This window comes from Gemmatimonadaceae bacterium, assembly GCA_016720905.1.
Lineage (GTDB): Bacteria > Gemmatimonadota > Gemmatimonadetes > Gemmatimonadales > Gemmatimonadaceae > Gemmatimonas.
In genome coordinates, this window is the sequence record JADKJT010000011.1 from 129,713 (window position 1) to 151,109 (window position 21,397).

The window sequence follows — 21,397 nt, forward strand, 5'->3', positions numbered from 1 at the left end:
TGAACGACGTGCTCACGGCTGACGCCAGACCGCATCGCCGCTGGCGTTGCCAACTTTGTCGACGGCATTGATCACGATGGCATTGGTGGCACCCCCAACGCCGGTGGATGGAATGAAATGCGTATTCTGCGAGCCCGGCGCCACGCGCTGTGACCACGCCGTGCCGTTTCTCCAGCGAATCAACCACCAGGACAACGGTTTGCCAGAGGTGGCGGTCACGTCCACCCGCAGGGACGATGACGATCCCGACGATTTGTCCACGGCAACCTGCGGCGTCGGTGGTGCCACGCCATCCAGCCATGGTGTTGCGGGAGGAAGAGCAGGCGCGGCAAAGGTCGATGTCGAGAGCGTCGTCGTCAGCGCCCCGTGGTTGTCCCTGATGGACGTGGTGTTGTACAACACGGTGCCGGTTGGACCGCCCGTGGTAGCGCTGCGTTGGCGTGCCAGCTGGATTTGCGATGCGATTTCGGTGGCCGGGAATGCGCTACTGCTGCCGTCGGCCACCCGGTACGCCGCCAGCCCGGGCCACAGATGCCGCTGTCGCGTGTTCTGTTGCGTCCACCAGTCCAGCAATGCCGGAAAGCTCTGGCCGGTGGAGGCGATGCTCCAGTACAGTTGGGGCGCAAAGTAGTCCACCCATCCCTGCTGCAACCAGAAACGCGAGTCGGCATAGATGCTGCCGTAGGCGTCCAGGCCCGTGATCCCCGCAGGATTGCCGGGTCGCCAGATCCCGAACGGGCTGATGCCGACCCGCACCGTGTTGCGCTGCGCATGCGCTTCGACATACAGGCGCTCGACAAAGCGATTCACGTTGGCGCGTCGCCAGTCGGCGCGCGACAGCGCTCCGCCGCCGGCCTGATAGCGCCCGTACGAGGCACTGTCGGGGAAGTCCAGATTCGGGCAGCGCGTGTCGGGATACGGATAGAAGAAGTCATCCACATGCACGGCATCCACGTCATAGCGGGCAATGACGTCACGTACCACGCTGATGGCCTGCTGCTGCACAGCGTCCTCGGCAGGATCGAACCAGAGCTGCGTGCAATAGGGGCGTGTCAATTCCGGTCGGCGTCGCGCAAAGTGCAGCGGGTCCAGTCGCGCGCTGTCGCTGAGATTCGCCGCGCGGAACGGATTGAACCACGCATGTAACTCCACACCGCGCGCATGCGCCTCATTCACCGCATAGGCCAGCGGATCCCACCCCGGATCGACGCCTTGCGTGCCGGTCAGTGACCGGGACCACGGCTCCAGTGTCGACGGGAAGATCGCATCGCCTGCCGCGCGGACCTGCAGGATGACCGCGTTGAGCCCCGTGCTGCGCGCCACATCAAGGATGGTCGCGAGTTCCGTCTGCTGTGCGGTGAGACTCATCCCGGTGCGCGACGGCCAATCGATGTTGGCGACGGTCGCCACCCACAAACCGCGGAACTCGCGATTGATGGCAGGGACGGTCAGCGTCGTGGGCGGAGGAATCACCACGGCGGTAGGTCCGTCACTGCGGCAGGCAGCACTGAACAACAGGGCGATGGCAACAACTGTCAGCTTCGACCGGCGCGGGTATCTCATCCCTTGAAACAAACACCGTTCGGCGTTCCCTTCCATAGTCCCTTCCCGACCGCCCCCCAACCCCGCCTTCCATGCTTCGCGCGACGCGACCACATTCGTCCCGACTCCGTTCCGTCACGTTGCTGGCCGCTGGCATCGCACTCCTCGCCGATGCGGGAACCGGTGGCGCGCAAGGACGCGGCGCTGTGTCAACCGTGGCTCGTCCGCAGGGCACTGCGCAACGGAACGGCTTTTCCACCAGCCGGCTGGCGCGCGTGGATTCGCTCCTCGAGCAGACGGTGCGAGAGAACCGCGTGACCGGCGCCGTGGCGCTGGTCTTGCGCGACGACCGGGTGGTGTATGAGCGCGCCGTGGGCTGGGCCGACAAGGAAGCTGGTCGCCGCATGACCACTGATGCGCTGTTCCGCATTGCGTCGCAAACCAAAGCGCTGACCAGTGTGGCCGCGCTGATGCTGGTCGAGGAAGGGCGACTGACATTGGCCGATCCGGTCAGTCGATTCATTCCGTCGTTCCAGCGCACGCAGGTGGCGACGCGTTCAGACACCGGCGCCGTGCTGGTGCCTGTCCGACGTGCCATCACCATTCGCGACTTGCTCACACATACCGCCGGCATTTCGTACGGCACCGAAGGGCTGGTGGCCGCGCGGTATCAAGCCAAGGCACTCGGGCCGGCGGCTGGCTACGGGTGGTACACCGCCGACAAGGACGAGTCCGTGTGTGAAACGATGGACCGTCTGGGCACCCTGCCGTTCGCCGCGCAGCCCGGTGAGGCCTTCGTGTACGGATACAATACCGATCTGCTCGGCTGCATCGTCGAGCGCGCCTCGGGCCAACCCCTCGATGCGTTTCTGCGCGATCGACTCACCGCGCCATTGGGGATGTCCAGCACATCCTTCTTTGTCGCCCCGTCCTCACGCGATCGATTGAGCGCAGTCTACATGAACGATTCCACCGGCCACTCTGTCCGTGCGCCAGACGGTGCCCGGGGACAGGGTCACTATGTCGACGGTCCACGTCGCAATTTCGCTGGCGGCGCCGGCCTGGTGTCCACCGCGCGCGACTACGCGCGATTTTTGCAGATGGTCGCGCATCGCGGACTGTGGAATGGACAGCAGCTCCTTGCACCGCACACCGTCCGACTCATGACCACGAACCAGGTGGGCACCCTGCATTCCTCGGCGGGACTCGGGTTTGGGTTGGGTTTCGAAACCACTGACCGATACGGTGCCAACGGTCTGGCCTCGGAGGGGGCCTTCGGCTGGGGTGGTGCGTACGGTTCGACCTATCTGGTTGATCCGGCGGAAGGACTCATCCTGGTGTTCATGATGCAGCAGCTCCCGAACAGCAGCGACGTCGCCGCTCGCTTCCGCACACTCGTCTATCAGGCCCTGACCGACTCGCGCCTCAAGTAGCACCGCTGGGCTTGAGCTCAAGCAGCTCACGCACACGCGCCGCCAGATCGCGTATGTCGTATGGCTTTTGCAGGAGCATGACCCCTTCATCGAGCACACCATGATGGGCGATCCCGTCGTCGGCGTAGCCGGACACGAACAGCACGCGCAGGTCCGGACGTTCGCGCACCAATTGCTCGGCGAGCGCCGGACCGCTCATGTGCGGCATCGCCACGTCGGTCACCAGGGCATGAATGCGTCCGCGCTCGGCGCGAGATACTGTCAATGCAGCGGCGCCGCTTTCGGCCTCGATGACCCGATAGCCTTGACGGCGAAGGGCAGTGGCGGTCACGCCGCGCACCGGTGCGTCATCGTCCACCACCAATACCGTTTCGTGCCCAGTGGGTGTGATCGAGGGTTTGCGCTGGCGGGACGGGACAACGGCATCCTCGGTGATGGGCAGCAACACGCGTACGCACGTCCCGGCGCCTGGTGTGCTGTCGATCAAGATCGTGCCACCGGCCTGCGACACGATGCCGTACGAGGTGGCCAGTCCAAGACCGGTGCCCTTGCCCAGCCCCTTGGTGGTGAAGAACGGTTCAAACGCGCGATCCCGCACATCGTCGGGCATGCCCGTACCGGTGTCCCGCACACTGATTTCGGCCAACGGTCCTGTTGGCAACATCAAACTGTCGGCACGGGTCGACAACTCCGGTTCAACACGGCGGGTCTGGATCACCAGCGTTCCACCATCGGGCATTGCATCGCGGGCATTGACCGCCAAGTTCACGAGCACCTGATCCAGTTGCGCCGGGTCGACCCGCACATGCGGCGGATCATCGGCCAGCACCAGCGTCAGCTCGATCGACTCGCCAACAAGTCTGCCGACCAGCGGCGGCACGCGCTTCGCAAGCGTGTTGAGGTCGATCACCTGCGGTGCCACAACCTGCTTGCGGGCAAATCCCAGCAACTGGCGTGTGAGGGCATTTCCGGATTCGGCCGCCGAGCGGATCTGTTGCACACCGTCGGCGTAGCGCACATCACCGCCCAGGTCCATGGACAGCAACTCGGCCTGTCCCATGATCACCGTGAGCAGGTTGTTGAAATCATGCGCAATGCCACCGGCCAGTCGTCCGACACTTTCGATGCGCTGCGCCTGCCGCAGGTCATCCTCAAGCGTCTTGCGGTCGGTGATGTCGATGAAGATGCCGTTCCACAGTACACTGCCCTCGTCCGGCCCGCGTTGCGGCACGGCGTGTCCGCTCACCCAGCGCCAGCTTCCGGTTGAATGCACGTCCTGAATCCGAAACTCGTGAATCCACGGGGCCAATGAGTGATAGGAATGCATCAGGGACTGCTTGGTTGGCGCTATGTCGTCCGGATGCACCAGCGTCCACGCCGACTCCACGGTATCCAGCAGTTGTCGGGCTGACCGCCCCAGCAACTGTTCACTGAAATGACTGACAAAGATGAACCGATCGCGCCCCTGTGCATCGATCACATACTGGTACACGATGCCGGGCATGGCATTGGTGATCTGCTCCAACTGGCGATCGCTCTCGCGCAACGCGTGTTCCGCCGCGAGCGCGTGACTGATATCGTTGACCGCGAACACCACACCCTGCATCTGCCCATCCGCGCCACGCAGCGGCGCGCCGTTGACCGACAAGGGCATGCGGCGTCCGTCGGGCCACACGATGGCCATGCGCACGTCAAACACGGCGGTGCCCGACGCCACCACGCGACGGAAGGGCTGCATCTCGCGTGACCACTCCCCGCCATCGAGGGCGGCTTGCCGCCACACCGGCTTCAGGTAGCTGCGGGAGGACGGCGACGCCTTCTTCAACTGGAGGATGCTCTCCGCCCGGCGGTTCGCAAACACTATGTCGCCATCGGTGTCGACCATCAACACGCCGGCCACACTGGTGGCCAGGATCCCGTCCAGCAGATCACGTTCCGCTCGCTGTCGTTCGGCCTCTCGTTTGCTGTCACCGACATCGCGAATGGACGCCAGCAATCGACCGCCTTGCAGCAACCGCGCCGAGATTTCGATGTCGATGATCGTGCCATCGGCGCGAAACGCCGTACGATCCGTGCGAATCGTCTGTCCCGCGAACAGCGCATTCAACTGCAGGGGCAAATGCGCCTGCGAATCGGGGGTGATGATCGAGTCCACCGTGCGACCGATCGCCGCGCCCTTCGAATACCCGAACAGCCGCTCGGCGCGCGCATTCACATAGGTGACGCGCATTTCACTATCGGTCAACGCAATGGCGTCGCTCGACTCGTCCAGCAGTTCGCGAACACTGGCGGCGGCGCGCTCAAGTCGTTCCTCGCGCTCGTACGTGGCCAGCCGACTGCGGCGAAACAGGCCGGACATGGCTGAGGCCACAATCAGCAGCGTCGTGTTGGCGGCAAGGCGCACCAGTTCGGGCGAAGTGTGCGGGAACATGGCGCCAACGGGAGGCACCAGATGCGCCAGGGCGATGCTGCCCAGCGCCGCGACCACGGTTGGGCCAAAGCCGCCGGCGACCAGGGCCACCATCGCAAAGCCCGAAATGAACGGGTAGTACGCGCCGGTGGCACGGTGGACGGCCGCGGTGACCAGCGCGCCAAGGATGGCAGCCACCACGGCCCCAGCGTACCATCGAATGCGCGTCGTGCGCGCCCGCATCCGCTCTAACGTATCGGTCGCCGCCGTGCGGCCCACGCCTGTCAGTGGCGGTAGTCCTTCGATCGTCTCGAGGACGTCGACGTGCGCTGATCCCATCGCGGACTCCGCCCCGCTGGCCCAACCCCTCCATCGCTCGCTGACACGCCCGTCACCTGCTTCGGTTACGGTGCGGCCACCGGCTTAGGGGACAGTATATCACAGTTTCATGCCAAATTCCCCCCACGTCGGATGCCAACCGCGACTCAACCGACGGATCCTCTTGCACCGGCGCGTCTGACGAGCCATGCTCGGCCTATCATGCGCATCGGAATCGACCTCGGTGGGACCAAAATCGAAGGCCTCGCGCTGGACGACGACGGCACGGAACGCGCCCGACGCCGCGTCCCCACACCGGGCGACTACCCTGGGACCGTCGGCGAGATCGCGGCGCTGGTGGAGGCACTCGAAATCGAGGTCGGCGCCACGACCACCGTCGGCATAGGGATTCCCGGCGCGGTGACGCCCTCCACGGGCCTCGTCAAAAACGCCAACTCGGTCTGGCTCATTGGACAGCCTCTGGCCCGTGATCTCGAACAGCGACTCCACCGTCCCATTCGTGTCGCCAACGACGCCGACTGTTTCGCACTCTCCGAAGCCACGGATGGCGCCGCCGCCGGCGCGGCAACCGTATTCGGCGTCATCCTCGGCACCGGCGTCGGGGGCGGCATCGTGGTCAACGGCCGGTGCCTCGAGGGCCCCAATCTCATTTGCGGCGAATGGGGTCACAATCCGTTGCCGTGGCCAAAGGCCGACGAGTTTGAGGGGCCGTCGTGCTATTGCGGCAAGCGAGGGTGCATCGAAGCCTGGCTGTCGGGACCGGGGTTTGAACGAGATTTCGCGACCCGCTGCGGCGTGACCCGCTCGGCGCGATCGGCCCGAGAGATTGTCGCGGCGGCGCACTCGGGTGAACCGCTCGCGCGGGAGACGTTGGAGCGTTATCACGATCGGCTGGCCCGGGCCCTCGCATCGATCATCAATGTGCTCGACCCCTGGGTGATCGTTCTGGGTGGCGGTATGTCGAATACACCGGACCTGAGCGCCGCCGTCACGCAGCGCCTGCCGCACTGGGTGTTTTCCGATCAGGTGGCCACGCGCGTTGTCCGGAATCAGCATGGTGATTCCAGCGGCGTCCGTGGCGCCGCCTGGTTGTGGCCGCCCGCCACGCCGCCGTGAGTTTCTTCATGACCGTGCGCTCGTGGCCGCACGTGCTGGAGTGGACGCTGGGCATTTCGGCGCTGCTCGCCATAGGCGGTGTGCTGGTGGCGCGCGTGCTGCGACGCGCCGGGCGCCGGACGCTGTTCCGACATCGCGGTCGCATCGATCGCTACAAGTTCACGCGGAAATCGTACGTCATCGCCCATGTGTTGCGTGAGCCCGACGTGGCGCACGCCGTGCGCGTGCACGCCGCGGAACACGGCGAAAGTGAAACGGTGACCTGGGAACGCGTGCACCGGTATCTCGACGAGATTGTCCCGTTCTTCAACATTCTCGCGTACTACCGGCTTGGCTACAACGCCAGCCGGTTCGTGCTGGGGCTGTTCTACAAGGTGTCGGTGGAATACGAGCGACCCGATCCGTTTCGCGGCCTGCCCCGCGACTCGGTGGTGATCTACCTGATGAATCACCGTTCCAACGCCGACTATGTGCTGGTGGCGTACGTGATGATGGGTGCGGTGTCCATCTCGTACGCGGTCGGCGAATGGGCGCGCGCGTTTCCGCTGGAATATCTGTTCAAGAGCTTCGGTTCGTACTTCATCCGACGCCGCTATCGTGAACCGCTGTACCATGCCGTCCTGCAAGCCTACGTCCAACTGATTACGCGCAATCAGGTCACGCAGGGCATCTTTCCCGAAGGCGGCCTGACGCGCGACGGTGCGCTGCGGCCGGCGAAGATCGGCCTGCTGGACTACGCCATCGGCGTAGCGCGCGACCCCGCCGTTCGTGCGCGCATGTACGTGGTGCCCGTCGGCATCAACTACGACCGCGTGTTGGAAGATCGCTCACTGCTGCGCGAATTGGAGTTGCATGCGCAGCGACCGGTCACGTCGCGACTGGCGCAGGTGCGCGAAGTGGGACGGTTCCTGTTCTGGAACGGCACCCGCGTGCTGACCGGACGCTGGCGCCGCTATGGACGCGCCGCCGTCACGATCGGCGCGCCAGTGGCGATTGATACCTGGCTCACCTCGTTGGAGCATGACGGAGTGTCCCTGTTCACGCTGCCTCGCGCCGACCGGTTGTCGCGACTGCAGGGCTTCTGCGATCAGGTTCTGGCCCGCATCGGCGCCATCATTCCCGTCACGCCGGTGCCATTGGCCTGCGCGGCGCTGCAGAGTTTCGATGCCGACTTCATTCCGCGCGCGCAACTGCTGGAACGCATGGAGGCCATGCGCGACGTGTTGCAGGAGCTGAATGGCCGAATTGTCCGCGCCGATGGCGATATCGCGGAGACCTTCGACCGAGCGTACCGGATGCTGCGCATGCGCCGCATCATCGCCCGCGCCGGCGACGGGTACCTGGTGCTCCCCAAGGGACGTGCGCTGATCACCTATTACGCCAACAGCATCGTGCCGCTGCTGGGGCCGTTCGCGGCCGGGGTCAAGGCGAGAGACCGCCTGCCAGTGGACGAGGCGATGTACTGAAAAGAGACGGGAGAAGGGGAGACGGGAGACGGGAGACGCGGCGAGACACAACTTGCCGGTTGGACGTCTCCCGTCTCCTGTCTCCAGTCTCCCTTCTTTTTTCACCTCCCCTGCGACTATGATTGAACCCTGCCCCCCTGTCCCTCCTGCTGGCCCATCGTATAACGGCTATTACCCCGGCCTTTGAAGCCGGTGATCTTGGTTCGATTCCAAGTGGGCCTATCCAGCTGTCGATTCCCGGTTTGCCCCGTCTGAAACGCCCCAAGTACTCCCGTCCCAGCCCTGAATTGGATAGCTTTAGGGGCTGCCGGGTGGTACTTCCAGTGGCGCCAGCACTTTTCAATTCGAGGGACGGAGCCGCCGCGCCCGCACGGGTACCGGCGACACTCCGCCCCCTTCGTTACGACCTCGACCCATCGAGACGTTCGCATGGACGCACAGACCAGCGCTCGCGGCTTCAAGATTCTCGCCGGCACTTCCAATCGGCCGCTGGCCGAGGAGGTGGCGAAGGTGCTGGGAGCGGAGCTGTGCAAGGTGACGTGCAGTCGTTTCGCCGACGGCGAGGTGTTTGTCCGCATCGACGAGAATATCCGTGGTGCCGACGTCTTTGTGGTCCAGTCCACCAATCCGCCGGCAGAAAACATGATGGAGCTGCTGCTCCTCATCGACGCCGCGCGACGCGCGTCGGCGGCTCGCGTAACCGCCGTCATGCCCTACTTCGGCTACGCGCGTCAGGACCGCAAGGATCAGCCGCGCGTGGCCATCGGCGCCAAGCTGGTGGCCAACATCATTGAAAAGGCCGGCGCCGATCGCGTCCTCGGGCTGGACCTGCACGCCCATCAGTTGCAGGGCTTCTTTGACGTCCCGGTCGACCATCTGTACGCCGCGCCGGTGTTCACGAACTACTTCCGCAAGAAGGAACTCCGGGACCTGTGCGTGGTCGCCCCCGATGTCGGGTCGGCCAAGATGGCGCGCGGATTTGCCAAGCGGTTGGATGCCACGTTTGCCATCATCGACAAACGGCGCCCCAAGGCCAACGTGGCCGAAGTGATGAATGTGGTCGGTGAAGTGGAGGGACGCGATTGTCTCATCCCCGACGACATGATCGACACCGCAGGCACCGTCTCCGAGGCCGCCCGCGCGCTCAAGAATCTCGGCGCCAACGACATCTACGTGTGCGCCACGCATGCCTTGTTTTCCGGTCCGGCAGTGGAACGCCTCAACGCCGCACCGATCACCGAAGTCGTGGTCACCGACACGATCAACCTGCCACCCGAGCGCCGCTTTGATTCACTGCGCGTGCTCTCGGTGGGCGAGTTGCTCGCGAAGGCGATCCGGTTCACACACGCCGATCAGTCGGTGAGTGTGTTGTTTGAGTGAAGAAGTACCTGGTACCTAGTACTTAGTACTTAGTACTTAGTCCTTGGTACTTGGTACTTGGTACTTGGTACTTGGTTCTTGGTTCTTAGTACTTGTCTCAGGCCGGGCCGACGGAAATCCCGTTACTCCCGTTCCGACTTTTCTCCAGGGTTCTATCATGGCTACTGTAGCACTTTCCGCGACCGTCCGTACCGAGAATGGCAAGGGCGCGGCGCGCAAGATTCGTCAGGCGGGCAACATTCCGTCGGTCATTTACGGACATGGTCGTGAGCCGCAGTCGCTGCTCACGAACGCGCGCGAAACCGAGCGCCTGCTCAAGGGCATCGCCACCAGCGCTACCGTCATTGAACTGAGCATCGAAGGCAAGGTGGCGCGCACGCTCATCCGCGAAATCCAGCGCCATCCGTTCAAGCGGCATATCATGCACATCGACTTCCAGGAACTGGTGGCCGGTGAGACCGTGTCGGTGCGCTGCCCCATCGCCTACGTCGGCGTGCCCGATGGCGTGCGGCATGAAGGCGGTCTGCTCGACCAGATCATGCATGAGCTCCACATCGAAGTCGATCCGTCCAACATCCCCAACCACATCGACGTCGATGTGTCGGGACTCAAGCTGGGCAAGTCGCTGCACGTGGGCGACCTGACCATGCCGGCTGGCATCAAGGTGATGGATGACGCCGATATGACCGTGTGCGTGGTGCAGGCGCCGAAGACCGCCACGGATGCGGTGGTGGCCGACGGCGCGCCCGAACCCGAACTCATTCGCAAGGTCAAGCCGGACGACGAGAAGTAAGTCCGGGCACCTGCCCATTCAGTCGTTCAACACGGGGCGCGGGATTCGCTCAGCATGGTCACACCACGCTGGCGCATTCCGCGCCCCGCTCGTCTCCCCCGCATGAAAGTCATTGTCGGACTCGGCAATCCCGGACGCGAGTACGAAGGCACCCGCCACAATGTCGGCTGGTGGCTGGTCGATCACCTTGCCCGTCGCTGGCACTTCGAGTCGTGGAAAAAGGACGGCGACAGCCTCTCGGCCACCGGCCTGGTTGGCACCAAAAAGGTCAAGCTCATGAAGCCGCAGACGTACATGAATCTCAGCGGCGGCGTGTTGCGACCGGTCTTGCGGCGTGACGGATTCGTCGTCGCGCAGGATCTCTTGATTATCGTCGACGAGTTGGCCGTTCCTGTCGGCGAGTTTCGGTTGCGCGCCGCCGGCAGCGCTGGCGGGCACAACGGGCTCAAGAGCGTCGAGGCGCACACCAAGACCCAGATGTACCCGCGGCTTCGTATTGGTATTCGCCCGGTGGATGAACGTCGCACCATCGGCGACATGGCCGATTTCGTGCTGCACACCATGCCGCGCGACGAGCGTGAGCTGGTGGAAGGGATTTTCGAAAAGGTGACGCAAGCCGTCGAGCTGTGGATTGCCGAGGGCACCGAGAAGGCCGTGAGCACGATGGGCCGCTAACCGGCTAGCCGAACGCGGGGGCCGTCGGCACCTTCTCGTCCCAGCCACGTGCCGCTGGCCCCACGCACGCGATTCCACACCGTACGCCAGGATACAGTCCCACATGCCCTTCAAACTCGTGCGTCGTGCGCTCGTTGGGAGCCTCGTCTGGGCCGCCGCGGCCTGTGGTGATCGCGGTGACGGTGACGTGGCCGCGCTCGGACAGCCAGTGGCGATTGAGACGCCGGCGCCGATGGGATCGAACACGCCGTCGCTGGTCACGCGACCAGACGGCACCACCCTATTGTCCTGGACCGAGCGACGCGCCGATTCCTCTATCGCGATTCGGGTGGCCGGCTTTCGCGCGGCGCAATGGGATACCACGCGCACGATTGGTGAGGGGCGACCGTTCTTTGTGAACTGGGCCGACTTCCCGTCGGTCACGGTGCTGGGCAACGGCGCGCTGGCCGCACACTGGCTGGAGCGTGAGGGCACCAGCAAGTATGCCTATGGCATTCGCGTGGTGCGTTCGAATGACAGCGGACGCACCTGGAGCGCACCCGTTACGCCGCACACCGACGGATTGCCGGCGGAGCATGGGTTTGTCACACTGTGGCCCGACGGCGTCGATGGGTTGGGTGTGGCGTGGCTTGACGGCCGCAAGAGCGCAATGCCCGACAGCGTCAAGGAAACCACCGTGCGCACGGCCGTGGTGGCCGCGGATGGGTCCCTGCAGCGTGAAGCACTACTGGATGCGCGAAGCTGCGACTGTTGCCAGGTGGTCAGTGCCGCCACGCGCAGCGGACATGTCGTGGTATACCGCAATCGATCGGCGGAGGAGATTCGCGACATCGTGGCGGTGCGCACGCAAGGCACTGGGTGGAGCGAGCCGGTCACGGTGCATGCCGACAACTGGCATTATCCAGGGTGTCCGGTGAATGGACCGTCGGTAGTGGCGCGAGGCGACACGGTGGTGGTGGCCTGGTTCACGGCCGCGAATGACACCGCACGCGTGCTGGTGGCGCGCAGTGTCGACGGGGGCGCCACGTTCGGGCCGCCCACGCGCGTGGACGATGGTGACCCACTGGGTCGCGTGGCGGTGGTGTTCGACCGTGCGGGCGATGCGGTCGTGGCGTGGATGGAACGGCGCACACCGGAAACCTCCGATGTCCGCGTGCGTAGAATTGCCGGTGGTCAACGGTCAGCGTCGCAAACGGTGACCACTACATCGGCCGCCCGACAGAGCGGATTCCCGCGCTTGGCGGTGGTAGCCGACACTTTGATGGTCGCCTGGACGGCCGTGGCGCCGTCGTTACAGGTTCGCATGGCGCAGCTTCAACTCTTCTCACACACCCCACGATGAAACGTTTCGCCGTCTTCTCTGGCGTACTCGTAGTGCCCGTGCTGCTTGGTGCACAGGACGCCCCCAAGCCGCAAACAGTGGGCGCCGCGCCGGCCCCTGTCACCACGTTGCCGCTCAAGCTCGCGCCCAAGCCCACCAAGGCCGCCATCACCGCTGAAGACCTCATGACGCGGTTGTACGTCTTTGCCGACGACTCCATGATGGGTCGCGAAGCGGGGACCCTGGGCAGCGTCAAGGCCACCGACTATCTGGCGGCGGAAGCCAAGCGCATCGGACTGATTCCCGCCGGTGATAATGGCACCTACTTCCAGACGTTGCCGCTCAAGCAGCGCAAGGTCGATCCCATGAGCACGTTCATGGCCGGCACCGCGCCACTCGCGTTTGGCAAGGACTGGGCCGTGGGTGGGCAATCGACGTTCAACAAGGAGAATCTGGAAACGGTGTACGGTGGCGTGTACGGCGACACGGTCAACCGCATCACATCGGAACAGGCGGCCGGTAAACTGGTGGTGATGTCGGTGCCACTGACGGGTCCCGCCATCAATGGCGCCGTGCAATCACCCGAGTCACCGGTGCCGGCCAGCGCCGCCGCCGTGGCGTTGCTCTTGCCGGGGCAAGTCATGCCGCAGGTGGCAGCCTATATGCATCGTGCCGGCATCACGGTGGCAGACGGTCCACCCGAGCCACTGCGCGTGTTCCTCGCCGCCGGTGCCGCCAGCATGATCTTCACCAAGGCGCTCAACGAACTGGTGATTGGTGACGCGGGGGCCAAGGTCGCGATGAACGCCATCGTCACTATGACCGACAACGAATTCCCGGCGCGCAATGTCGTGGGCATCCTGCCCGGCAGCGACCCGGTGCTCAAGAATCAGTACGTCGCCGTGGGCGCGCACAGCGATCATGAAGGCATGTCGCGCACCGCCCTCGCGCACGACTCCATGCTGGTGTTCAATCGCATCGTGCGACCGGGTGGCGCCGAAGACGGGGGCAAGAAGGCCACTCCCGAGCAGGTGACGCAGATCAACGCCGAGCTGGTGGAACTGCGCAAGAAGACCCCGGCGCGCAGCGACTCGGTTTTCAACGGCGCGGACGACGACGGTTCCGGTTCAGTAGCGGTGCTGGAGATTGCCGAGTCGATGGCAGCGGCGAAAACCAAACCCAAGCGCTCAACCTTGTTCGTCTGGCACGTGGGCGAGGAGAAAGGGCTGTGGGGCTCGCACTTCTTCACCGAACACTCCACCGTCCCGCGCGACTCGATCGTGGCGCAGCTGAACATGGACATGGTGGGTCGTGGCGCGCCATCAGACCAGACGGGCATGACCAAGGACGGAAAGGAACTGCGCGGTGGCCCCGACTATCTGCAGTTGGTCGGTTCGCGTCGCCTTTCCACCGAGCTGGGCGACATGGTCGATCGCATCAACACGGGCAAGAAGCACGGCTTCACGTTCGATTACGCGATGGATGCGAACGACCACCCGATGAACATCTACTGCCGCAGCGATCACTACGAGTACGCCAAGTTCGGCATTCCGGTCACCTTCTTCACCACCGGCGGCCACTCGGCCTATCACCAGCTCACCGACGAGCCGCAGTACATCGACTATCCGCACATGACGCGCGTGGCAAAGCTGGTGGCCGATATCGCACTGGAACTGGGCAATGGCGCCAAGCGGCCATTGGTGGACAAGCCGCTGCTGGATCCCAAGGGAACGTGTAAGCAGTAGTACCGAGGACCGAGGACCGAGTACCAAGTACCGAGTACCTGGTACCTGGTACTTGGTACTTGGTACTTGGTAATTGGTCCTTGGTCCTTGGTCCTCAGTACTGAGTTAGTCCCACCCTCATCACTTCGTCCACCGTTTCGACACTCAGTGCAAGTGACGTGACGGTGGTCGACTGGATGCGTCGCAACTGTCGATACCCGATGGTCGTGCCGGTCGCAATGACGGATGGTGATGCCCCGCCGCTGGACAGCGACCACTTCGACACCCGCTGTCCCTTGGCGATGTCCTCGCGCAGGTCAATCACCGACACCGACTGCGGTGTCGGGAAGCGCAGGGTCAGTACGCCTGACGTCTTGCCGGTGGTGCGCCACGTGGTGCGTTCGTGCGGCACCTCGCGGGCGAACATCGCGTCCAGTGCCGCGCGCATGCCGACCAGTCGCGCCACGTCGGTGTCGTGCAGCAGTCCGTCGCGCGTGGGTGGCACGTTCAGCAGCAGTTTCGAGTTGCGCCCCACGCTGGTGAAGTACAGTCCCACCAGATTGTCCACCGTGCGCACGCGCGTGTCCTCGGCGGGGTGATAAAACCAGCCCGGTCGAATCGACACGTCGGTCTCGCCCGGACGCCACACCGATCCGTCGGCGTGTCCTTCCTGCAGCGCGCGAATCACGTTGTCGCCGCTGGCCCCGATGTACGGCACCGATTCCGGCCGAATCGTGCTCCAGTTGGTTTCGCCGGCCACACCGCTTTCGTTGCCGATCCAGCGCACATCCGGACCCGCGTCCGAGAACATCACGGCACCGGGCTGCAGCGTGCGCACCAGCGCCCAGTTGCGCGGCCAGTCGTACACCTGACGCTTGCCGTTGGGCCCTTCCCCATTGGCACCGTCAAACCACACTTCGCTGATCGTGCCGTAACGCGTGAGCAGTTCAGTGAGTTGCGCCACGTAGACGTCGTTGTAGCGGGTTGAATCGCCGTAGGCGGGATGATTGCGGTCCCACGGAGAGCAGTAGAGACCCGCCTTGAGTCCCTCGGCGCGACAGGCCTCCACAAACTCCCGCACCACATCGCCCTTCCCGTCTTTCCACGGACTCGAGGCCACGGAATGGGTGGTGGTGGCGGTGGGCCACAGGCAGAAGCCGTCGTGGTGCTTGGCGGTAAGGATCATCGCCTTGGCACCGGCAGCCTTGGCGGCCCGCGCCCACTGCCGCGCATCGAGGCGCGAAGGATTGAAGCTGGACGGCGATTCCTTGCCGTCCCCCCATTCGCGATCGCTGAAGGTATTGACCCCGAAATGCAGGAACAGCGCCAGTTCATCCCGTTGCCAGGCCAATTGCGCCGCGGACGGTCGAGGCCGGTCGGGGGCGACGCCCGTCTCCGTCCACGAATGGGCCAGCAGGCGAGACGGACCAAGGCCGACCACCGCCGCCGACCCGGCCAGTCCGATGGCCAGGTCTTTGAGGAGGGCGCGCCGATCCGGCGAGTCGGGGTTCGATGATGGAGTGCTCATCCGGCTACGCTATCGCCTGAGGCACCACTTCGCACCTCATTTTCGGGACTTTGGGCGATTTCGCGCGCGGGGACCAATCGCGCTCGGCCCGTTTGGCGACTATCATTGCCATCAGTTTCGCCCACCCGTGACGCGGGACATGTCGGAAGGCCGATTGGAATGCCACCAGCCGCCCCGTCACCGCAATTCCTCCGACTCTCACTCCATGTTCGAGAATCTTCCGCTGCTCGCGTTCGGCGCGGGCTTGGTTGGCCTGATCGTGACCTTCGTGACTTTTGCCGGCGTGAAGCGCCAGCCGGCCGGCACGCAAGCGATGCAGGATCTGGCTCACGAAATTCACGTCGGCGCCATGGCGTTTCTGCGCGCCGAGTACGTGGTGCTCATCCCCTTCATGCTGGTGGTCGCGGGTCTGCTGGGCTGGACCATCGGCGTCAAGACCGGCATCGCCTACGTGATCGGCGGCTGCATGTCGATTGCCAGCGGCTGGATTGGCATGCAGGGCGCCACGGCCGCCAATGTGCGCACGGCTGAAGCGGCGCGCTCGAGCGGTCAGGCAGCGGCGTTGCGCATTGCCTTCGGTGGCGGTTCCATCATGGGACTCGCCGTGGCGTCGCTGGGGCTGGCCGGTGTGGCCGCGGTATTTGCGTTCCTGGCCAAGACCGAGATGACCGGCGACGCGAAGATGTTTTCTGAGATCATTTCCGGCTTTGCCATGGGCGCCTCGTCGATCGCGCTGTTTGCGCGCGTGGGTGGCGGCATCTTCACGAAAGCCGCGGACGTCGGCGCGGATCTCGTGGGCAAGGTTGAAGCGGGCATTCCCGAGGACGACCCGCGCAATCCGGCTACGATCGCCGATAACGTGGGTGACAATGTCGGTGACGTCGCCGGTCTTGGCGCGGACATCTTCGAGAGCTATGTCGGTGGCATCATCGCCGCGATTGCCCTGGCCGCGACCAGTACGCTCATCCCCGACACCTCGCGACTCGACGCCATGTTGTTGCCGGTGGCCTACACGGCCGCGGGGCTGGTGGCGTCGCTGATCGGCATCTTCATGATGCGCATCCTGGCCAAGGGCAATCCGGCCAGCGCGCTGCGACTGGTCACGTTCATCGCGGCCGGCCTGTTCCTCGTGTTCGCGTATTTCCTCACCTCGATGTTCCCGCTCAACATGACCAGCGACACCGGCGCGATGTTCCCGGTCCTGGGACCGTTCTGGGCGGTGGTTGCCGGTACAGTGGCGGGTATCTCGATTGGACTGGTCACCGAGTACTACACGGCCGCGGGCCCGGTCCGCCGCATTGCCGAAGCGTCCCAAACCGGTCCGGCCACGAACATCATTGCGGGATTGGCCGTCGGCATGGAAAGCTGCGTCGTGCCGGTTGTACTCATTTGCGGCGCGATCTATGTGTCATACTTCACGTCGGGCCTGTACGGCATCGCCATTGCTTCCGTTGGTATGCTGGCGACAGTTGGCGTCACGATGTCGGTGGATGCGTACGGACCAATTTCCGATAACGCCGGCGGCATCGCCGAGATGAGTCATCTCGGTCCGGAAGTCCGCAAGATCACCGACGGCCTGGACGCGCTGGGCAACACCACGGCCGCCATCGGCAAGGGTTTTGCCATTGGTTCCGCTGCGCTCACCGCACTCGCGCTGTTCTCGGCATACGCCTCGGCGGTGAATCTGACCACGCTCAACCTGGTCGATCCGATGGTCGTGATCGGCATGTTCATCGGCGGCGTGGTGCCCTTCTTTGTGGGCGCAACCACGATGACCGCGGTTGGTCGCGCAGCACAGGGGATGGTGGAAGAAGTGCGCCGTCAGTTCCGCGAGATCCCGGGCCTGCTGGAAGGCAAGCCGGGTGTGAAGCCGGACTCGGCGCGCTGCGTGGAGATCTCCACCAAGGCCGCCATTCGCGAGATGATTCTTCCCGGTTTGGTTGCCGTGTTGCTTCCCGTCCTGGTGGGCAAGTTCATCGGCGTGAAAGCGCTGGGTGGCCTGCTGGCCGGTGCCACGGTAACCGGTGTGATGATGGCGCTGTTCATGGCCAACGCCGGCGGCGCGTGGGACAACGCCAAGAAGATGATTGAAGGCGGCATCCTGGGCGGCAAAGGCTCCGATCCGCACAAAGCGGCCGTTGTGGGTGACACCGTCGGCGACCCGTTCAAGGACACCAGCGGCCCGGCCATGAACATCCTCATCAAGCTCATGTCGGTGGTGAGCCTGGTGCTGGCGCCGTGGTTTTTGAGGTAGGTAAGTACTTAGTACCAAGTACTTAGTACCAAGTACCAAGTACCAGGTACTGAGTACTGAGTACTGAGTACTGAGTACTGAGTTCTGAGTACTGAGTTCTGAGTTCTCAGTCGCCCAGCGTGCGCGCGCGTGCATGCTGGGCGCAGACCCACCTTTGCAGGCTCTTGGTCATGCGACTGACAGCCGCGGCCTCGGCGGCGAGAACGTTGTAGACGGCAGGCTCGAGAAGCGCAACTTTTCTGGCGTGCGACAGTCGACTCTGTGTCTCGGTCGCGGAGCCGATGGCAATCCTGAGGAAGCGCGCATACTGCGGCCATGTTCCCGACCCCGCGCCCTCAGCGATGTTCGCGGCTATGGAGACGGCGTTATCCCGAAGCTGCCCGCGCAGCTTAATGTCTTGTCGCCATCGCCGTGTGTCCGTGGCAAGGTAGATATCCACTGCAAGCGCCTCGGCACGTTGCCACGCGGTCGACTTCGTGAAGTCATGGAATTCGTGTACGATCATGAGCCCACGATATCACCGTCGGCCGCCATACGCGTCACCCCAATCCCCCAACCCACTACATTTCACTGCATAGACCAAGTACCAAGTACTAGGTACTAGGTACTAGGTACCTAGTACTAAGTACTAAGTACTAGGTACTCAGTTCCCCCCCTTCGTCCCTTCTCCGTGCTCCGTCTCGGTATCGTTGGCCTTCCCAACGTCGGCAAGTCCACGCTGTTCAATGCGCTCACGTCGGCCAAGGCGGAAGCGGCCAACTATCCGTTCTGCACGGTCGATCCGAACATCGGCATGGTGGAGGTGCCGGACGAACGGCTGGCCAAGCTGACCGAGATCGTACAGCCCAAACGCGTCGTGCCGGCGGTCGTGGAGTTCGTCGACATCGCGGGACTGGTGAAGGGCGCGTCGCAGGGTGAGGGGCTGGGGAACAAGTTCCTGCAGAACATCCGCGAGACCGATGCCATCGTGCATGTGGTTCGCTGCTTCGAAGATCCCGATGTCACGCATGTCATGGGGTCACCCGATCCCGCGCGTGACAAGGAGATCATCGAGCTCGAACTGGCCCTGAGCGATCTGGCGACCGTCGAGAAACGCCTGGACAAAGTGAAGCGCGCGGCGAAGTCGAACGACAAGGACGCGGTGGCGGAGTTGCCGGGGCTTGAAGCGGCGTTTGCCGCACTGTCCGATGGCAAGCCGCTGTGGCGGGCCGGTCTGGCACCGGCGGCAATGGCCAGCCTGAAAGGGCTGCAACTGCTCACGGCCAAGCCGGTGTTGTATGCGGCCAATGTGACGGACGCCGAACTGTCGGGCGAGGAAGGGCCGTACCTCAAGGCGTTGCGCGCGGCGGTGGCCGGTGAACATGCCGAGGTGGTGCCGCTCTCGGCGAAGATTGAGGCGGAGCTTTCGGAATTGCCGCCGGAAGAGCGCTCGGAATTTCTCGAATCACTGGGTATCGAATCGGCAGGACTCGATCGACTGATCCGCGCCGGGTACCACCTGCTGGGTTTGCAGACGTACTTCACGGCGGGCGTTCAGGAAGTGCGCGCCTGGACCATCCATCAGGGTGACACGGCACCGGTCGCGGCGGGCGTCATCCACACCGACTTCGAAAAGGGATTCATCCGGGCCGAGACCATCGCCTACGACGATTTCGTGCTGCATCAGGGCTCGAAGAACGCCCGTACCAAGGGCGCGCTGCGATCGGAAGGCAAGGACTATGTGGTGAAGGACGGTGACGTCCTCAACTTCCTGTTCAACGTCTGAGTTCAGGTTCCACGTGCCTCCCACCAGCCGTCGTGTGATCCATTCCGGACATTGGGGTGTAGTAGCGCGAATGCCCCGAGCCATCCACCGACTCCTCGCAGGAGCCCTGCTGTTGCTGGGTGCCTCGTCCCCGGCAGCTGCCAGACAGTCAACCGACGCGCCGCCCATCGCCGCTGCCTCGCCTCGCCTGCCGTCCGAAGCGGCCACCGTGCCGTTTCACGTGGGTGAAAAGCTGGAGTACGACGTGAAGTTCGGCTCCATCAAAGTGGGCAGCGGCAGCATGGAAGTCCGCGATTTTGCGGACGTGCGTGGCACGACCACCTGGCACACCGTATTCCTGATTTCAGGCGGCATTCCATTCTACCGCGTCAACGACCGATATGAGTCGTGGTTTGACGTCGTCACGCTCAGCACACGCCGCTACCACCAGGATATCGACGAGGGGAGTTACGAACCCAAGCGGCACTACGAGTTCTTCACCGAACGCGGGATGTATCAGGAGAACGACAAGCCCGAGCTACCCACGGTGGCCCTGCCGTTGGACGACGGGTCGTTTTTGTACTTCGTGCGCACCATCCCGCTGGAAGTCGGCAAGGAATACAGCCTGTCGCGCTACTTCAAGCCCGACGCCAACCCAGTGGTCATCAAGGTGCTGCGCCGCGAGACCGTCAAGGTGCCGGCCGGGACATTCAACACCGTGGTGCTGCAGCCCACATTCAAGTCCAAGGGACTGTTCGGCGAAGGGGGCAAGGCCGAAGTGTGGGTCACCGACGATGATCGGCGCATGATGGTGCAGATGAAGTCGAGGCTCAGCGTCGGTTCCATCAACCTGTCGCTGCGCAACCACAACACCAAGGCGCCCAAGTAACCTTCACGCCAATGGCGTGATGCACTCCGCATCGTCGGTGCGCGGGCTGTTGACCCGCGTGCTCACCGGCCACGCCAGCATGGGCCCCGCATACGGTTGCACGAGGGACTGCGCGACGGCCGGTCGGGTGGACGGATCCAGCCACGCCTCGTAGTGGTCCGGGGGCATGATCACCGGCATGCGATCATGAATGGGCGCCATCACGGCATTCGGCTCCGTGGTGATGATCGCACACGTGATGAGCGGCTCGGCACCGGGATCGTGCTTCGGCGTCCACTGTTCCCAGATGGCGCCAAAGGCGAACGGCTCATCGTCCGGCAGACGGATACACCACGGTTGTTTGACTTTCTGCCCCGCGATCACCTGCCACTCATAGAACAGATCGACGGGCATGAGACCGCGACGTTGCCGGAAGGCGGCGCGAAAGGACGGCTTGGTGGCCACCGTGTCGCCGCGAGCATTCGCCAGTCGGTTGCCGATGGAGGGATCATCAGCCCAGAACGGCACCAATCCCCATCGCGCCAACAGCGCGTCGCGGCCACCTGACGTTTCGCGCACCAACGGCACCGGTTGCGATGGCGTGAGGTTGAATCGCGCCGTCAACAGGGGTAGCGCCGCGCCAAACGGCAGTGTGCCCAATCGAGCCGGGTTTCCGAATCCATAGCGTCCGCACATGGCGTGGATCTGCACTGCGCGGCGCGCCATGGCAAGTCCACTGCCGTTTGCCAGGGAACGAGCGCTGGGCGCGCCAGCGCGTGATGTACGTCACGGACTCGCGGATCC

General features: G+C 64.0%; 16 protein-coding genes and 1 tRNA gene. 12 read left to right on the top strand and 5 right to left on the bottom strand.

Annotated features, from left to right (window positions below):
* Positions 1-12: 12 nt before the first annotated feature.
* Complete coding sequence (locus IPP90_11120) at positions 13-1,563, bottom strand: family 10 glycosylhydrolase (protein MBL0171263.1); 1,551 nt, start codon at positions 1,561-1,563, stop codon at positions 13-15.
* A gap of 71 nt (positions 1,564-1,634) precedes the next feature.
* On the opposite strand from IPP90_11120, the gene IPP90_11125 reads away from it, so the two are divergent.
* The gene (locus IPP90_11125; protein ID MBL0171264.1) at positions 1,635-2,975 is read left to right on the top strand and encodes a beta-lactamase family protein; all 1,341 of its coding nucleotides are present in this window, start codon (positions 1,635-1,637) and stop codon (positions 2,973-2,975) included.
* On the opposite strand, the gene IPP90_11130 is transcribed toward IPP90_11125, so the two are convergent.
* The gene (locus IPP90_11130; protein ID MBL0171265.1) at positions 2,968-5,724 is read right to left on the bottom strand and encodes a PAS domain S-box protein; all 2,757 of its coding nucleotides are present in this window, start codon (positions 5,722-5,724) and stop codon (positions 2,968-2,970) included. The genes IPP90_11125 and IPP90_11130 overlap by 8 nt on opposite strands.
* A gap of 201 nt (positions 5,725-5,925) precedes the next feature.
* On the opposite strand from IPP90_11130, the gene IPP90_11135 reads away from it, so the two are divergent.
* The 8 genes from IPP90_11135 to IPP90_11170 all read left to right on the top strand — a co-directional run bounded on the left by IPP90_11135 (position 5,926) and on the right by IPP90_11170 (position 14,220).
* Positions 5,926-6,840 (top strand): ROK family protein, encoded by a 915-nt coding sequence (locus tag IPP90_11135; GenBank protein MBL0171266.1) that lies wholly within the window; start codon positions 5,926-5,928, stop codon positions 6,838-6,840.
* A gap of 8 nt (positions 6,841-6,848) precedes the next feature.
* Positions 6,849-8,306 carry a 1-acyl-sn-glycerol-3-phosphate acyltransferase gene (locus IPP90_11140; protein ID MBL0171267.1) on the top strand — a complete coding sequence of 486 codons (1,458 nt, stop codon included), beginning with the start codon at positions 6,849-6,851 and terminating at the stop codon, positions 8,304-8,306.
* A gap of 150 nt (positions 8,307-8,456) precedes the next feature.
* Positions 8,457-8,532 (top strand) — tRNA-Gln (locus IPP90_11145).
* Positions 8,533-8,735: 203 nt separating this feature from the next.
* On the top strand, positions 8,736-9,686 hold the full coding sequence (locus IPP90_11150; GenBank protein MBL0171268.1) for a ribose-phosphate pyrophosphokinase: 951 nt from the start codon (positions 8,736-8,738) through the stop codon (positions 9,684-9,686).
* A gap of 157 nt (positions 9,687-9,843) precedes the next feature.
* A complete protein-coding gene (locus IPP90_11155; GenBank protein ID MBL0171269.1) occupies positions 9,844-10,479 on the top strand; it encodes a 50S ribosomal protein L25 in 636 nt (211 codons plus the stop codon).
* 54 nt (positions 10,480-10,533) lie between these two features.
* Positions 10,534-11,154 carry an aminoacyl-tRNA hydrolase gene (locus tag IPP90_11160; protein MBL0171270.1) on the top strand — a complete coding sequence of 207 codons (621 nt, stop codon included), beginning with the start codon at positions 10,534-10,536 and terminating at the stop codon, positions 11,152-11,154.
* 103 nt (positions 11,155-11,257) lie between these two features.
* Complete coding sequence (locus IPP90_11165; GenBank protein MBL0171271.1) at positions 11,258-12,496, top strand: exo-alpha-sialidase; 1,239 nt, start codon at positions 11,258-11,260, stop codon at positions 12,494-12,496.
* The gene (locus IPP90_11170) at positions 12,493-14,220 is read left to right on the top strand and encodes a M28 family peptidase (protein ID MBL0171272.1); all 1,728 of its coding nucleotides are present in this window, start codon (positions 12,493-12,495) and stop codon (positions 14,218-14,220) included. The genes IPP90_11165 and IPP90_11170 overlap by 4 nt, the downstream gene beginning before the upstream one ends.
* A gap of 94 nt (positions 14,221-14,314) precedes the next feature.
* On the opposite strand, the gene IPP90_11175 is transcribed toward IPP90_11170, so the two are convergent.
* Positions 14,315-15,727, bottom strand: coding sequence for an alpha-L-fucosidase (locus IPP90_11175; protein MBL0171273.1), 1,413 nt, complete (start codon positions 15,725-15,727; stop codon positions 14,315-14,317).
* A gap of 205 nt (positions 15,728-15,932) precedes the next feature.
* Between IPP90_11175 and IPP90_11180 the strand changes: the two genes are divergently transcribed.
* Entirely contained in the window at positions 15,933-17,981 is a 2,049-nt protein-coding gene (locus IPP90_11180) for a sodium-translocating pyrophosphatase (GenBank protein MBL0171274.1), read from the top strand.
* 106 nt (positions 17,982-18,087) lie between these two features.
* Here IPP90_11180 and IPP90_11185 read toward each other — a convergent pair whose 3' ends face one another.
* Positions 18,088-18,486 carry a four helix bundle protein gene (locus tag IPP90_11185; GenBank protein ID MBL0171275.1) on the bottom strand — a complete coding sequence of 133 codons (399 nt, stop codon included), beginning with the start codon at positions 18,484-18,486 and terminating at the stop codon, positions 18,088-18,090.
* Positions 18,487-18,651: 165 nt separating this feature from the next.
* Here IPP90_11185 and ychF point away from each other — a divergent pair, with 165 nt between their 5' ends.
* Positions 18,652-19,746 (top strand): redox-regulated ATPase YchF, encoded by a 1,095-nt coding sequence (gene ychF / locus IPP90_11190; protein ID MBL0171276.1) that lies wholly within the window; start codon positions 18,652-18,654, stop codon positions 19,744-19,746.
* A 70-nt stretch (positions 19,747-19,816) separates the two neighbouring features.
* Positions 19,817-20,614 (top strand): DUF3108 domain-containing protein, encoded by a 798-nt coding sequence (locus IPP90_11195; GenBank protein ID MBL0171277.1) that lies wholly within the window; start codon positions 19,817-19,819, stop codon positions 20,612-20,614.
* A gap of 3 nt (positions 20,615-20,617) precedes the next feature.
* Here IPP90_11195 and IPP90_11200 read toward each other — a convergent pair whose 3' ends face one another.
* Positions 20,618-21,289 (bottom strand): SOS response-associated peptidase, encoded by a 672-nt coding sequence (locus IPP90_11200; GenBank protein ID MBL0171278.1) that lies wholly within the window; start codon positions 21,287-21,289, stop codon positions 20,618-20,620.
* Between the last annotated feature and the right edge of the window lie 108 nt (positions 21,290-21,397).

Coding starts and splice junctions, on each gene's coding strand:
- IPP90_11120 (MBL0171263.1), bottom strand. CDS start 1,563: ATGAGATACCCGCGCCGGTCGAAGCTGACAGTTGTTGCCATCGCCCTG.
- IPP90_11125 (MBL0171264.1), top strand. CDS start 1,635: ATGCTTCGCGCGACGCGACCACATTCGTCCCGACTCCGTTCCGTCACG.
- IPP90_11130 (MBL0171265.1), bottom strand. CDS start 5,724: ATGGGATCAGCGCACGTCGACGTCCTCGAGACGATCGAAGGACTACCG.
- IPP90_11135 (MBL0171266.1), top strand. CDS start 5,926: ATGCGCATCGGAATCGACCTCGGTGGGACCAAAATCGAAGGCCTCGCG.
- IPP90_11140 (MBL0171267.1), top strand. CDS start 6,849: ATGACCGTGCGCTCGTGGCCGCACGTGCTGGAGTGGACGCTGGGCATT.
- IPP90_11150 (MBL0171268.1), top strand. CDS start 8,736: ATGGACGCACAGACCAGCGCTCGCGGCTTCAAGATTCTCGCCGGCACT.
- IPP90_11155 (MBL0171269.1), top strand. CDS start 9,844: ATGGCTACTGTAGCACTTTCCGCGACCGTCCGTACCGAGAATGGCAAG.
- IPP90_11160 (MBL0171270.1), top strand. CDS start 10,534: ATGGTCACACCACGCTGGCGCATTCCGCGCCCCGCTCGTCTCCCCCGC.
- IPP90_11165 (MBL0171271.1), top strand. CDS start 11,258: ATGCCCTTCAAACTCGTGCGTCGTGCGCTCGTTGGGAGCCTCGTCTGG.
- IPP90_11170 (MBL0171272.1), top strand. CDS start 12,493: ATGAAACGTTTCGCCGTCTTCTCTGGCGTACTCGTAGTGCCCGTGCTG.
- IPP90_11175 (MBL0171273.1), bottom strand. CDS start 15,727: ATGAGCACTCCATCATCGAACCCCGACTCGCCGGATCGGCGCGCCCTC.
- IPP90_11180 (MBL0171274.1), top strand. CDS start 15,933: ATGTTCGAGAATCTTCCGCTGCTCGCGTTCGGCGCGGGCTTGGTTGGC.
- IPP90_11185 (MBL0171275.1), bottom strand. CDS start 18,486: ATGATCGTACACGAATTCCATGACTTCACGAAGTCGACCGCGTGGCAA.
- IPP90_11195 (MBL0171277.1), top strand. CDS start 19,817: ATGCCCCGAGCCATCCACCGACTCCTCGCAGGAGCCCTGCTGTTGCTG.
- IPP90_11200 (MBL0171278.1), bottom strand. CDS start 21,289: ATGTGCGGACGCTATGGATTCGGAAACCCGGCTCGATTGGGCACACTG.